Source organism: Sandaracinobacteroides sayramensis, from assembly GCF_022014495.1.
GTDB lineage: Bacteria > Pseudomonadota > Alphaproteobacteria > Sphingomonadales > Sphingomonadaceae > Sandaracinobacteroides > Sandaracinobacteroides sayramense.
The window spans coordinates 111,762-125,339 of sequence record NZ_JAKLSQ010000004.1; the positions used below are offsets into that span (position 1 = coordinate 111,762).

Below are 13,578 nucleotides of genomic sequence, written 5' to 3' on the forward strand. Positions count from 1 at the left end.
TCTTATCCCTCGATTCTGGAGAAATCTGCAACCTTGTGCATGCCATCGCGGACCCCCGCGAGCAGGCCAAGGCGACGCGCGCGAACGGCGGGATCGGCGTCGTTCACGGTGACATCGTCGAAAAAGCGGTCGACAGGCTCGCGCAGCGTGGCGAGCAGCTTCATCGCCCCTTCGAAATCCTCGCGGCCGAACAGGGCGTCCGCCTCGTCGAACAATTGCATTCCGCCCGCCCCTTCGGAAGGGGCGAACAGGCGGGCGAGATTTTTCTCGGCCTCGTCCAGATAGGGCGATTGCAGCGCGGCGAGGTCCAGCCTGTGGCTTTTCCCGTCCTTCTTTTCCTCGGCCTTCAGGATGTTGGCGGCGCGCCGGTAGCCGGCGAGCAGGTTCCTGCCATCCTCCGTCTCGACGAAGGCCTGCAACGCCTTCACCCGCACCAGCAGGCGGACGAGATCATCCTCTCCGCCCAACGCCAGCACCGCGTCGATCAGGTCGTGGCGAACCCCGGCCTCGCGCTGCTGCACCTTCAACCGGTCGGCAAAGAAAGCGATGAGATCGTCCGCATCTTTCGCACCAGCCGCTTCGAGCGCCGGCTTCAGCGCAATGCGGCGCCCGCCCGACACCAGCATGTCCAGCACGCCGAGCGCCGCGCGGCGAAGCGCGAAGGGATCCTTCGAGCCCGTCGGACGGATACCCGCCCCGAAGAAGCTGACGAGCGTGTCCAGCCTGTCCGCCAGCGCAACCGCGACCGGCACGCAGCCTTCCGGGCAAGCAGAATAATGCTGCTTCAAAGCCGAGACGATTCCGGGCTTTTCCCCCTGCGCTTCCGCCAGATAGCCGCCGATCACCCCTTGCAGCTCGGGGAATTCGCCGACCGTGCCGGTGGTGAGGTCCGCCTTCGCCAGCCGGGCGGCGCGTTCCACCATGTCCGGGTCGACATTCGGGAAATATTCCGTCGCCAGCCAGCGGGCGAGCTTCGCCACCCGCTCCACCTTCTCGGCCATGGTGCCGAGCTGTTCGTGGAAGACGATGTCCTTCAGCTTCTCCGTGAAGCTTTCCAGCGGTTTCGCCTTATCGTTCGTCCAGAAGAAGCGCGCGTCGGACAAGCGGGCGGAAAGCACCCGCTCATTGCCGGCGACGATCGTCCGCCCGCCGTCCGGCGCGACCAGGTTGGAAACGCAGACGAAGCCCGGCGCCAGCTTTCCATCCGCGTCTTCCACGGCGAAATATTTCTGGTTGGTGGCCATCGTAAGCTGGATGATCTCGGGCGGCACTTCCAGAAAGGCCGGGTCGAAGCGGCCGAGCAGCGGCACCGGCCATTCGGTGAGGCCGGCATTCTCCGCCTCCAGCGCTTCATCCACGCGCAATTGCAGCCCGGCGTTGGCCGCCGCCGCTTCGGCGCCTGCGCGGATCAGCGCCCGGCGCTCGCCCGCGGACAGCACCACATGCGCCGTGTGCAACTGGCCGGCGTAGCTGTCCGGGCTGTCGATGGAGAGGGGCTTGCCACCGCCCATGAAGCGGTGGCCGAAAGTTTCGCGGCCGGATTGCAGCCCCAACGCCTCGAACGGCACGACATCCTTGTCGAACAGCGCGACGATGCCGCGCAACGGCCGCACCCAGCGCGGGGAGGAGGTGCTGACGCTGGCCCGGCCCCAGCGCTGCGATTTCGGCCATTGGAAGCCGCCGATCAGCGCCGGCAGCTTCGCCGCCAGAAGCTCGGCCGCCGGCCGCCCCTCGCGCGCCAGATTGGCGAACAGGAATACGCCCTTGCCGGTTTCGCGCTCTTCCAGTTGCGCGCGCGTCAAGCCGGTGGATTTCAGGAAGCCCTCGATCGCCGCCGCCGGCGCATCGGCGCGCGGGCCGCGCCTTTCCTCCGACACGGCTTGCGAAGCGGCCGGAAGCCCCCGCGCGATCAGCGCCAGCCGGCGCGGCGTGGCATGGGTTTCCAGCGCGTCGGCCGAAAGCCCGGAGTCCGCCAGCAGCGCCTCGAACTTCTCGCGCAGTTGCTGCGCGGCGGCCGGCTGCATCCGTGCCGGAATCTCCTCGGAAAAAAGCTCCAGAAGGAAATCAGCCATGTGCCGTCTCCTTCTCGACATGGAGGTCGGCGACCAGCTTCACCAGATCGCGCACGCGGCCGATATAGGCCTGCCGTTCGGCCACGGAAATCACCCCGCGCGCGTTCAGCAGGTTGAAGGCGTGGCTGGCCTTGATCGCCTGATCATAGGCCGGCAGCGGCAGCCCGGCTTCCACCAGCGCCCGGCACTCGTCGGCGGCCTTGCGGAAACTGTCGAACAGGGCCTCGGTGTTGGCCTGCTCGAAATTATAGGCGGAGAACTGGCGCTCGTTTTCCAGGAACACGTCGCCGTAGCTCAGCCCCTCGTCGTTGAAGGGCAGGTCGTAGACATTCTCGACGCCCAATATGTACATCGCCAGCCGTTCCAGCCCGTAGGTGATCTCGCCGGAAACCGGCGCGCAGTCATGGCCGCCCACCTGCTGGAAATAGGTGAACTGCGTGACTTCCATGCCGTTGCACCAGACTTCCCAGCCAAGCCCCCAGGCGCCCAGAGTCGGGCTTTCCCAATCATCCTCCACGAAGCGGATGTCGTTTGTCTGAAGGTCGATGCCGATCGCTTCCAGGCTGCCCAGATACTGGTCGAGGATATCGTCCGGCGAAGGCTTCAGGATCACCTGATACTGGTAATAATGCTGCAGCCGGTTGGGATTCTCGCCGTAGCGGCCGTCGGAGGGGCGACGGCTGGGCTGCACATAGGCGGCCTTCCACGGCTTCGGGCCGAGCGCGCGCAGCGTGGTGGCCGGATGGAAGGTGCCCGCGCCCATCTCCATGTCATAGGGCTGCAGGATCGCGCAGCCGCGCGCGCTCCAATAGGCGTGGAGCGTCAGGATGATGTCCTGAAAGCAGGTGGGTTTCTGAAGCCTGTTCACGGCACGGCGGGTTAGCGGGTGCAGCAACAAAGGGGAAGGGGCTGCGGGGTTATTAAGCCTTCACAGGCACTTTTAGCCCGGCTTTTGCATTAAAAGGCGCCCGCCCCGGAGACGACTCCGGGGCGGGCGCCAGAGGCAGGGCTGCCCCGGTTTCAGCTCAGGGTGACGGCGATCGGCTTGCGGCGCAGGCCGAAGCCCACCATGCCGAAGCCGGCGATCAGCAGCAGCCAGGTGGAAGGCTCGGGGACGGTGCCGATCGACAGATTGTCGATCTGGAAATAACCGCCCTTCGACTGACCGCCCTCCGGCCCGAAGGCGATGCTGGCGATTCCGAGGTGGGAGGTGATTCCCCAGAAGCCGCCGCCTGACAGGCCGTAGAGCGCGCTGCTGCCGTTGGCGAAGGTGACGAGGGCGTCGTAGAGACCGTTGCCGTTGGCGAGGATGTCGAGGCCGGCCCCGAACACGCCGCCGTTCTTGCTGTAGCCGGTGTCGGCGAAGTCCAGCTTGAAGCTGCCGTTGCAGCCGGCGCAATAGGTGCCGTTGACGACGATATTATGGTTGTTGAAGCCCGTGGACTGGTAGCGGGTCTGCCCGACGACGGCCGACATGGCGGCGTTCGAGAGGATTCCGAAGCTGCCGGGATAGCCCAGTTCCGCCCCATATGTATCCGTGAAGCTGGAAACCAGCTCGGCCGTGAAGGCGGAGCGGTCGCTGTGGATGACGGTGGCGGCTTCCGTGCGGACGGCGACCTGCGTGGAGATGACGAGCGCGGACAACAGCGCGACCCGGCGTGCGACCTTGCGATTCATAGGATTTGCGACCCTCTGCTTGTTTGTTTCTTTCTTGGCGCCGGTTTTTTATCGGTCTTTTTTTAATCGACTCATGGCGCAGGCAGGAGTTTCCTCAAATTCCCCTGTCTTTGCAATATGTCTTAACAGTTTGTTACCAAGATCGCGCCAATTCCCGGCGCATCCGCTTGCTTGCCGATGCTTGCCCGCGATTTTTGCAGGCTGCCGGCCCGCCTTGGCGCTGCCACAAATCCTCCCAATATCGCCTCCGGGAAGGATCGAGGGACCGGCGGCCTGAGGGAGAGGATAAGGTGCACCCATTTCACCACGCGGCGGCGACGCCCGACAAACCCGCCATCGTCATGGCCGGCTCCGGCGAGACGCTGAGCTACGCCGGGCTGGAAGCGCGCTCGAACCAGGCGGCCCGGCTGTATCGCGCCGCCGGGCTGCGGCGCGGCGACGTGATCGCCATCTTCCTGGAAAACCATATCGACTATCTGCCGCTCTGTTGGGGCGCGCAGCGCGCCGGCCTCATCTTCACCTGCATCTCCACCAAGCTGACGGCGGAGGAGGCCGGCTATATCGTCGGGGACTGCGGCGCGAAGCTGCTGATCGCCGGCGCCTCGCTGGCCAATGTCGCGAAGGAGCTGCCGCCGTTGGCCCATCGCTACAGCGTCGGCGGCGAGATTCCGGGTTTCCTCGCCCTGGAGCCGGCGCTGGCCGGCTTTCCCGCCACCCGCATCGCCGACGAAAGCCCCGGGCGGGACATGCTCTATTCCAGCGGCACCACCGGCCGCCCCAAGGGCGTGAAGGGGGTGATGCCCGAAGGGGCGATCGACCAGGTGGACACGCTCGCCGGGCTGGTGCGGGCGCTCTACCAATTCTCGGCGGAGATGATCTATCTGTCGCCCGCCCCGCTCTACCATGCGGCGCCGCTGCGCTATTCCATGGCCGTTCAGAAGTTCGGCGGCACGGTGATCGTGATGGAGCGCTTCGACGCCGAACAATATCTGCACCTGCTGGAACGTTATCGGGTGACCCACAGCCAGGTCGTGCCGACCATGTTCGTGAAGATGCTGAAGCTGCCCGACGATGTGCGCGGCCGCTACGACGTTTCCAGCCTGAAGCTGGTGATCCACGCCGCCGCGCCCTGCCCCATCGCCGTCAAGGAGCGGATGATCGACTGGTGGGGGCCGCGAATCCACGAATATTATTCCGCAACCGAAGGCGGCGGCTTCACCGCCATTTCGTCGGACGAGTGGCTGCGCAAGAAAGGCTCGGTCGGGAAAAGCCTGCTGGGCGAAATCCGCATCCTCGGCGAAGAGGGGCAATTGCTGCCGTCCGGGCGCGAGGGCCGCGTTTACTTTCACGGCGGGCCGCCGGTTTCCTACCATAATGCGCCCGAAAAGACCGCCGAGGTGCAGGGCGAGCATGGCGCCACCTTCGGCGACATCGGCTATGTCGACAGCGATGGCTATCTCTTCCTCACCGACCGCTCCAGCTACATGATCATCTCGGGCGGGGTGAACGTCTATCCGCAGGAGACGGAGAATATCCTCGTCATGCACCCGAAGGTTGCGGACGTGGCGGTGATCGGCGTTCCGAACGAGGAACTGGGCGAGGAGGTGAAGGCGGTGGTGCAGCCGCGCGACTGGGCCGACGCCGGGCCGGCGCTGGAAGCCGAGCTGATCGAATTCGCGCGCGCCCACCTCTCGCACATCAAATGCCCACGCTCTGTCGACTTCGATCCGTCCTTGCCGCGCCACGACACCGGCAAGCTCTACAAACGCCTGGTGAAAGACCGATATTGGCCCAAGGCAAGCTGACCCTTTCCCGCCTTTTCCTGCTGTTGCTGGCGCTGATCGCGCCCGCGCTCGCAAACGCCCAGGCGGCAAGGACCGAACCGCCAAAGCCCTATGTGCCTGCTTTGTGGGAAGTGCAGATGGGCAAATCGCGGGCCTATCTGTTCGGCACGGTGCACACGCTGCCGCGCGGGGTGGACTGGTTCAAGCCGCATGTCGCCCGCGCGCTGGACGGCTCCACCCGGCTGGTGCTGGAGACGGAGATTCCCGAATCCCCCGCCGCGCTGGCGCCGGTGGTGATGCGGCTTTCCCGCCTGTCGGCGGCGCGGCCGGTGAAGGACCGCGTGCCCGCGAGCTGGCAGCCGGCGCTCCAGGCCGCCATCGGCCGGCTGAACGCCCCGCCGATGGAGTGGAACGACACCTGGTTCATCACCCTGACGCTCGCCAATCTCCAGGCCGAAGCCGATGGCCTCGACCCGCGCATCGGCGTGGAGGCGGTGCTGACCGAGCGCGCGCGGATGCGCAACCTCCCCATCAGCGCGCTGGAGACGGTGGAAGAGCAGCTCACCAACTTCGATTCCCTGCCCGAGGCCGACCAGCAGATGATGCTGATGTCGACGCTGGAGGCCCTCCCCAGGTCCAAGGCGAACATGACGCTGATGATCGGCGACTGGATGCTGGGCGATACCGATGCGCTCGCCGCGCGCGTGAACGCCGAGTTCGAGCGTTCGCCCATGTTGCGCCGGCTGCTGGTGGAGGATCGCAACATCCGCTGGGCGGACTGGCTGCAGATGCGGATGAAGGCCGAGGAAGGCCCAATCTTCGTGGCGGTCGGCGCCGGGCATCTGGCCGGGCGCGGCAGCCTGGTGGAAGAGCTGGAAAAGCGTGGAATGAAGGTGGCCCGCGTCGCCCCGGAACCGCCGCAGACGGACCGGAAGAAGCGCCGGAAACGCTGAGGGGCCGGCGGGCAAGCCCGCCGGCCCCATGCGCTTCAGGCCCGTCGATCAGGCGGTGGCGCGCGCCACATCCGAACGGCGGCGGCGGGCGGCGGCGCCCACCAGGCCGAAGCCGGCGATCAGCATCGCCCAGGTGGCCGGTTCCGGCACGCCGCCGGCCGCTTCGCTGTAGAGCACGACACGGCCGCGAATCTGCGCCTCGTTCAACCGCTCCTCAACCGTCCAGAACTGGCTGAGGGGCTGCCCGTCGAGCAGGAAGCCCTCGATATCCAGCGCATAGACGTTATTGTCGATCGTGAAGCCTTCGGACTGCCGGTTGAAGCTGATCTTCACCCGGTCCGCGCAGCCATTGATGTTGACGCCCGTGTAGTTCCCCCCACCATCGGCGCAAATGCCGCCAGCCGGCGAGTTCGGCGTTTCCCAATGCGCGAAGTCGTAGACGAAGGTGACGTTCTGCAGGAACACATCGTCGACATAGACGTCGGTGTTGAAGTTCAGCTTGATGCCTTCGATGCCGCTGCCCGCATTGATCGGGAAATTCAGGTGGCGGAAGGTGCCGATGATGGCCTCGTCGCTGCCCGCCGGCGGCGTGACGCTGAGCGAGGGGTCCGTCGCGGCAATGAAATCATAGCCGGACTTGTTGTTCGTGCCGGTGCCCCAGCGCACGCTGTCGGTGCCGAGGCCGGTCAGGCCCTGGCCAGCGATCGGGCTGTGCCAGCTTCCGCTGATGTTCCTGAACTCGATGACGGTCGCCGCCGACGCAGGCGCGGCCAGAATCGCGGCCGCAGCCGCAAGCATTGCGAAACGCATGATATATTCCCCTGTTGCACGGCCACAGTTTCAGCCGAGCCCTCCATATCAATTCATCCCTTATGACTGAACCGCAATTAAAGGTTAGCGGATGAAGAATATGGTTAATTATTATAAATATCTACTTCAGCATTTCAGATTTCGCTCGGTTTTTCCAGAATAATCTTAAACCGTCGAATCAGGCGGCGGCGCGGGCGGGCTCCATGCCTTCGAATTCTTCGCGCACCTTGCCTTCCGAAAGCCCGAACTGTTCCAGCCGGTAGCGGTGGCGGGCATAGCCATGTTCGGTTGCCGCCCGCGAGACATAGGTCCGCATCGCCGCCAGCGCCTCCGGCCTCAGTTCGCGGCCGAGGAAGGCATAGGTGCGGGCGATCGCCCCCTGCCAGTCGGCGTTGACCTCTTGAAAGGCGAGGTCGAATTGCAGGTGCGCGGGGATTTGCCGCCGTTCTTCCGCCACCTGCTCCAGCCGGTGTTTCGTCTTGTGCAGCCATTCCCGCCCGATCCAGCCGGCGTCCACCTCGTCGGACTGGACGACCATATGGTTCCAGGCGAGGCTCGCCGCGGACGCCACCAGCTGCACCGGGTCGCGGTGCAGGAAGATCAGCGGCGACCGGGGGAAAGTCGCGTGCAGTGCCGCGATGTCCTGCATGTGCTGCGGCGTCTTCAGCACATAGGGCCGGGCGGGATCCACCCCTTCCAGCCAGGTGCGCAACTTCAGCAGCCGGTGCAGCCGCCGATAGGCGGGGCGCTGGTCCGCCGTCTCGCAATAGCGGGCGAAGCTGGGCACCCGCCGCTGCGTCTCGATCATTGCGCTGGAAAGCGACTGGTCCAGAAGGCCCAGTTCCTCGTCCACTTCCATCGGCCCGGTCGGGTGGATGTCGAACACCGTGGGGTTGATGGAACGGATCAGCCCCAGCGCCCGCCTCACCTGCCGGATGCGCGGGTCTGGCCGCGAGCCTCCCGATCCTATGCCCCTGGGGTCGGGCACCGGGCACTGCGCCTCGTAGAGGCGAAGCGCGGTGAAGGCCGGGTCGCTCGCCAGCAGCCGCTGCATGCGCGTGGTGCCCGATCGCATCGAGCCGACGACGACAATCGGCGGCGCCAGCTCGATCCGGTCGATCTCCGGATGCGCCTGCATCAGCGCGTCGAACCAGAGCCGCTCCTTCATCACCTTCAACAGGGATCCATGGGCCACCAGCCGGCCGAAATCCGTGAGCCGGGCCTCCCCGTGCAGGGCCGGAAGCAGTTTGGCCAATTGGGCTTCGAAATGCGCCCTGTCCGACAGGTCTTCGCTCAGCCCCGTCGCCTTTTCGGCAAGGCCGCGCAGCCGTTCCGGGCAGAGGTCGGCGGGCGGCAGCGCGCCGCTGCGCCAGGCGGCGTTCAACGGCCACATCATCAGCTTCAGATGCAGCGGGCGGAAGTGGTGGATCGGCGGGAGCCCGGAGTTGTCCATTTCGGCTCCCGCTGTTACGGGCGAAGCATGGATTTGCAAAGCGAAAGCGCATGAACATGTTGAGGATTTGCGCCCTTCTGACGGTCGCGGCCCTTTCGACAGGCTGCGTCACCGCGGCCAAGCAGCGGGAAGTGAACAGCGCGCTGCTGGACGTGGGCTTCACCAAGACCGACGCCATGTGCCTCGCCAGCCGGGCGGGCCGGCAGCTTTCCGTCCGCCAGCTCCGCTCGCTGCAGCGCGCCGGCGCGGCGATGGAGCAGCCGGTCATGGAGATGCCGGTGGGCGAAGTTCTGGAAGCCATCCGCGACAATGTCGACACCGAAACGCTTTCCACCGTGGCGCGCCTCTCCGCCGAGTGCGTGAGAATGCGCCTGCAAGAGGTCCCGCAATGATCCGCTTCCTGCTGCCATTGGCGCTTGTCGCGCTTGCCTCCGGCTGCGCCACCACCAAGCAGGCGCAGGTGCGCTCCGCCCTGCTCGATGCCGGTTTGCCCGAAAGCATGGCGATCTGCATGGCCGAGCCCTTGGGGCGCGATCTCAGCGTCAGCCAGTTGAAATCGCTGCAACGGGTGGCGAAGCTCGCCAGAAGCTCGCCGACGCAGATGACGCAGCAGCAGTTCAACGACCTGCTGAAGCGCGACCTGGACCCCGAAACCGTCGGCGTGGTGGTGCGGGCCGGGCTCGGCTGCTTCCTGCGCGGCTGAGGCCGCCGCTTAGCCGTCGGTGGCGATCACCGTCGTCTGCCTGCCCGAAGAGCCGCTCTTCATCCCGCCATGGGTGGCGAGCACCGTCGTGCCCGGCCCGATCACCGAGCGGACGAGGCGGTTGAAATCCTCGGGGATGCTGATCGCCTGCACGGCGGTCCGTTCGTCCACCTGGCGCTTCTCGGTCTCGTAGCCCGGCAGCGGCAGGTAGATCCAGCGCGTCTGCCCGTCCTCGCCCGTTCCGGCATATTGCAGGGCGCGGGTGCCGATTTCGAAGCCCGGCTCCACCTTCACCTTGCTGCGGCCGATCTCGACGCCGTTGCGGAAGACGAGAACCCGGCCATTGTCGGTGGAGAGCACGATGGTGACCGGCCCGGCGGGGGATTTCTCCGGAGTCCAGCGCCAGTCCTCGCCCTTGCCGAGGCGGCGCTGCGTCGGGTCGTCCGGCACGCCCTTGGCGGTGACGGGGGCGAGGAAGGCGTTGGTGTCGGCGATCTCGGGCGTCACCCGGTCGTTGGTGACGACGACGGTCATGCCCATGGACGAAGCCTCGAACAGCTTCTTCGAGAATTCCATCGGCATGCGGATGCAGCCATGGCTGGCGGGATAGCCGGGCAGGTTCCCGGCGTGGAGCGCGATGCCGTCCCAGGTCAGCCGCTGCATATAGGGCATGGGGGCGTTGTTGTAGAGGTTGGACTTATGGTCCTTGTTCTTCTGCAGGATGGTGAAGATGCCGGTCGGCGTCTTGTGCCCCTTCTTGCCGGTGGAGACCGTCGTCACGCCGATGCGGATGCCGTTGCGATAGACATAGGCCCGCTGCGTCGGCAGGTGCACGATCACCGTCATCGGCCCTTCGGGGGCGAGGTCGCCGTTCCAAATGAACTGGCCCGGCTTCAGCTCCGACACGTCCATGTCGATGGGGGACGAGGTCTTGGCGCCCTGCGGCAGGGCCGGGGCGGCAAGGGAAAGGGCGGCGGCTAGCAGGAGAGCGTTGGCGCGGAGGGGGATCATGCGGTGCGGCATCCTTGACGGGTGTTCGGCGCGCTGTAGGGCCGGACGGGGTGTGGCTCAAGGGGCCGGCCGGCGGATAAAATAAGTAAAAAACAGGCGAAGACAGGAAGAGCGCGGCAAAGCCGCGCCGTCGGACACGTAAAAAGGGCGGGATTGATATCCCGCCCTTTTTCGTGCCGGCCGGTCGCTACGGCGAGTCCGCAGCTGACGCTTGCGCGTCAGCTGCGGCCGCCTTCGCTAGTGCGCCAGCGCCTTCACGATCTCGTCCGTCATCTTCTTGGCGTCGCCCAGCAGCATCATCGTGTTGTCCATGTAAAACACATCGTTGTCGACACCGGCATAGCCAACACCGCCCATTGAGCGCTTCACGAACAGCACGGTCTTCGCTTTCCAGACCTCCAGCACCGGCATGCCGTAGATGGGGCTGGACTTGTCCGTCTGCGCCGCCGGGTTCGTCACGTCGTTGGCGCCGATCACGAAGGCGACATCGGCCTGCGCGAACTCGCTGTTGATGTCCTCCAGCTCGAACACTTCGTCATAGGGCACATTGGCTTCGGCCAGCAGGACGTTCATATGCCCCGGCATCCGGCCCGCCACCGGGTGGATGGCGTATTTCACTTCCACGCCTTCCTTCTTCAGCGTGTCGGCCATCTCGCGCAGCGTGTGCTGCGCCTGCGAGACCGCCATGCCGTAGCCGGGCACGATGATGATCTTCTCGGCATTCTTCATGATGAAGGCCGCGTCGTCCGCCGAGCCGCGCTTCCAGGGTCGATCCGTCTGGGCGGCGCCACCGGCAGCGGCCGCCTCGGCGCCGAAGCCGCCGGCGATCACCGACAGGAAGCTGCGGTTCATCGCCTTGCACATGATGTAGGAGAGGATCGCCCCCGACGAGCCGACCAGCGCCCCGGTGATGATCATCGCCGTGTTCTGCAGCGTGAAGCCCATCGCCGCCGCCGCCCAGCCGGAATAGCTGTTCAGCATCGAAACGACGACCGGCATGTCCGCCCCGCCGATCGGGATGATCAGCAGGAAGCCGATCAGGAAGCTGAGCGCGAGGATCAGCCAGAAGAAGTTGGCGGGCGCTTCCACCGCGACGGCGAAGGCGATCACCAGCCCGACGATGGCGGCGAGCGTGCCGAGGTTAATGATATGCCGGCCCGGCAGCAGGATCGGCGCGCCCGACATGTTGCCGTTCAGCTTCAGGAAGGCGATGACCGAGCCGGAGAAGGTGATGGCGCCGATCGCCGCGCCCAACGCCATTTCGACGCGCGAGGCGGTGAAGATCTGCCCGCCCGAATCCAGCAGGTTGAAGGCGCCGGGGTTCAGGAAGGCGGCGGCCGCCACCAGCACGGCGGCAAGGCCGACCAGCGAGTGGAAGGCGGCGACGAGCTGCGGCATCGCCGTCATGGCGATTCGTTGCGCCACGACCCAGCCGATGGCGCCGCCGATGCCGATGGCGACGGCGATTTCCAGCGCGCTGGCGAGGCTGTGCGTCGCCAGCGTGGTGACGACGGCGATCAGCATGCCGAGCATGCCGTAGCGGTTGCCCGCGCGGCTGGTTTCCGGGCTGGAAAGCCCCCTCAGCGACAGGATGAAGCAGACGCCCGCGACCAGATAGGCGAACATCGCCCAGGCCGGTGTGGTGGAGATATGGTCCATGGCCCCGCCTTAACCCTTCTTCTCTTTTTTCTTGTACATGGCGAGCATCCGCTCGGTGACGGCGAAGCCCCCGAAGATGTTGATGCTGGCCAGCACCACCGCGCCCAGCCCCAGCCACTTGGCCCAGTCGGAGCCTTCGGCGGCGGCGGCGATCAGCGCGCCGACGATGATGACGGAGGAAATGGCGTTGGTGACCGCCATCAGCGGCGTGTGCAGCGCCGGCGTGACCGACCAGACGACATAATAGCCGACGAAACAGGCCAGGACGAAGATCGAGAGGATCGAAATGAAATCCATGGCGTGTCTCCTCAGGCTTTCAGCGCCGGGTGGACGATCTGCCCGCCCGCGGTCACGCGGATCGCCTGCACGATCTCGTCGTCGTCCGGCAGCTTCAGCGACTTCGCCTCCTTGTCGAAGAAGGTGGTCACGAAGGTGAGCAGGTTGCGGGCGAACAGCGCCGAGGCGTCAGCCGCCAGACGGCTGGGATAGTTGGCGAAGCCGAGGATGATGACGCCATTCTCCGTCACCACCCGCTCGTCGGCTTTCGAGCCTTCGACATTGCCGCCCTGCGACACGCTCATGTCGACGATCACCGAACCCGGCTTCATCGTCGCCACCTGCGCCGCCGTCACCAGGCGCGGCGCCGGCCGGCCGGGAATGAGGGCGGTGGTGATGACGATATCCTGCTTGGCGATGGTTTCGGAAACCAGTGCCGCCTGCTTCGCCTTGTAGGCGTCGGACATTTCCTTCGCATAGCCACCCGCGGTTTCGGCCGCCTTGGTTTCCTCATCCTCGATGAAGACCGGCTTGCCGCCCAGCGACTGGATCTGCTCCTTGGTGGCCAGCCGCACATCCGTGGCGGAGACCACCGCGCCCAGCCGCCGCGCGGTGGCGATCGCCTGCAGCCCGGCGACGCCCACCCCCATGATGAAGGCGCGGGCGGCGGAAATGGTGCCGGCCGCCGTCATCATCATCGGGAAGGCGCGGCCATAGGCTTCGGCCGCGTCGATCACCGCCTTGTAGCCCGCGAGGTTCGCCTGCGACGACAGGATGTCCATCGACTGCGCGCGGGTGATTCGCGGCATGAACTCCATCGCTAGCGCCTCGACCCCGGCCGACGCATAGCTCGCCAGCCGGTCCTTCGACTGGTGCGGGTTGAGGCTGGCCGCCAGCAAGGCGCCAGACGGCAGCCCCGCCGCATCCGGCCCCTGCACGCCGAGGATCAGCCCGGCGCCCGACAGCACTTCGGCGCGCGGGCCGACGGCGGCGCCGGCTTCCGCAAACGCGGCGTCTGGAATATTCGCACCCTTCCCGGCGCCCGCTTCCACCGCGACGGTGGCCCCAAGCCCCAGATATTTCCGAACAGTTTCCGGGGTAGCGGCGACACGCTTCTCCCCTGCGGCCGTTTCGGCCAGCACAGCAATCTTCATTCGGGCACCCCCGTTACAGGCCCATC

Annotated in this window: 13 protein-coding genes; 4 read left to right on the forward strand and 9 right to left on the reverse strand. The window is 66.0% G+C overall.

Annotated elements, in window-relative coordinates; translation table 11 throughout:
• Positions 1–2 precede the first annotated feature (2 nt).
• The 3 genes from glyS to L6Q21_RS04745 form a co-directional block, all read right to left on the reverse strand.
• Positions 3–2,072 (reverse strand): glycine--tRNA ligase subunit beta, encoded by a 2,070-nt coding sequence (gene glyS / locus L6Q21_RS04735; protein ID WP_237829465.1) that lies wholly within the window; start codon positions 2,070–2,072, stop codon positions 3–5.
• Complete coding sequence (locus tag L6Q21_RS04740; protein ID WP_237829466.1) at positions 2,065–2,940, reverse strand: glycine--tRNA ligase subunit alpha; 876 nt, start codon at positions 2,938–2,940, stop codon at positions 2,065–2,067. The genes glyS and L6Q21_RS04740 overlap by 8 nt, the downstream gene beginning before the upstream one ends.
• 152 nt (positions 2,941–3,092) lie before the next feature.
• Complete coding sequence (locus L6Q21_RS04745; RefSeq protein WP_237829467.1) at positions 3,093–3,749, reverse strand: PEPxxWA-CTERM sorting domain-containing protein; 657 nt, start codon at positions 3,747–3,749, stop codon at positions 3,093–3,095.
• 290 nt (positions 3,750–4,039) lie between these two features.
• Here L6Q21_RS04745 and L6Q21_RS04750 point away from each other — a divergent pair, with 290 nt between their 5' ends.
• Together L6Q21_RS04750 and L6Q21_RS04755 are read left to right on the forward strand one after the other, a co-directional pair.
• Positions 4,040–5,554 carry an AMP-binding protein gene (locus L6Q21_RS04750; RefSeq protein ID WP_237829469.1) on the forward strand — a complete coding sequence of 505 codons (1,515 nt, stop codon included), beginning with the start codon at positions 4,040–4,042 and terminating at the stop codon, positions 5,552–5,554.
• Entirely contained in the window at positions 5,536–6,486 is a 951-nt protein-coding gene (locus L6Q21_RS04755; protein WP_237829471.1) for a TraB/GumN family protein, read from the forward strand. The genes L6Q21_RS04750 and L6Q21_RS04755 overlap by 19 nt, the downstream gene beginning before the upstream one ends.
• A gap of 48 nt (positions 6,487–6,534) precedes the next feature.
• Here the strand turns inward: L6Q21_RS04755 and L6Q21_RS04760 are convergent, their stop codons facing one another.
• Complete coding sequence (locus tag L6Q21_RS04760; RefSeq protein ID WP_237829473.1) at positions 6,535–7,296, reverse strand: THxN family PEP-CTERM protein; 762 nt, start codon at positions 7,294–7,296, stop codon at positions 6,535–6,537.
• A 178-nt stretch (positions 7,297–7,474) separates the two neighbouring features.
• A complete protein-coding gene (locus L6Q21_RS04765; RefSeq protein WP_237829474.1) occupies positions 7,475–8,749 on the reverse strand; it encodes a sulfotransferase family protein in 1,275 nt (424 codons plus the stop codon).
• Positions 8,750–8,799: 50 nt separating this feature from the next.
• Here L6Q21_RS04765 and L6Q21_RS04770 point away from each other — a divergent pair, with 50 nt between their 5' ends.
• Positions 8,800–9,141, forward strand: coding sequence for a hypothetical protein (locus tag L6Q21_RS04770; protein ID WP_237829475.1), 342 nt, complete (start codon positions 8,800–8,802; stop codon positions 9,139–9,141).
• Positions 9,138–9,452 carry a hypothetical protein gene (locus tag L6Q21_RS04775; protein ID WP_237829476.1) on the forward strand — a complete coding sequence of 105 codons (315 nt, stop codon included), beginning with the start codon at positions 9,138–9,140 and terminating at the stop codon, positions 9,450–9,452. Before L6Q21_RS04770 ends, L6Q21_RS04775 begins: the two co-directional genes overlap by 4 nt.
• A 9-nt stretch (positions 9,453–9,461) precedes the next feature.
• Here the strand turns inward: L6Q21_RS04775 and L6Q21_RS04780 are convergent, their stop codons facing one another.
• From L6Q21_RS04780 to L6Q21_RS04795, 4 genes are all read right to left on the reverse strand, one after another.
• Positions 9,462–10,463 (reverse strand): L,D-transpeptidase, encoded by a 1,002-nt coding sequence (locus L6Q21_RS04780; protein WP_237829479.1) that lies wholly within the window; start codon positions 10,461–10,463, stop codon positions 9,462–9,464.
• Positions 10,464–10,700: 237 nt separating this feature from the next.
• Complete coding sequence (locus L6Q21_RS04785; RefSeq protein ID WP_237829481.1) at positions 10,701–12,122, reverse strand: NAD(P)(+) transhydrogenase (Re/Si-specific) subunit beta; 1,422 nt, start codon at positions 12,120–12,122, stop codon at positions 10,701–10,703.
• A gap of 9 nt (positions 12,123–12,131) precedes the next feature.
• Positions 12,132–12,419 (reverse strand): NAD(P) transhydrogenase subunit alpha part 2, encoded by a 288-nt coding sequence (locus L6Q21_RS04790; RefSeq protein WP_237829483.1) that lies wholly within the window; start codon positions 12,417–12,419, stop codon positions 12,132–12,134.
• A gap of 11 nt (positions 12,420–12,430) precedes the next feature.
• Entirely contained in the window at positions 12,431–13,552 is a 1,122-nt protein-coding gene (locus L6Q21_RS04795; protein ID WP_237829486.1) for a Re/Si-specific NAD(P)(+) transhydrogenase subunit alpha, read from the reverse strand.
• Between the last annotated feature and the right edge of the window lie 26 nt (positions 13,553–13,578).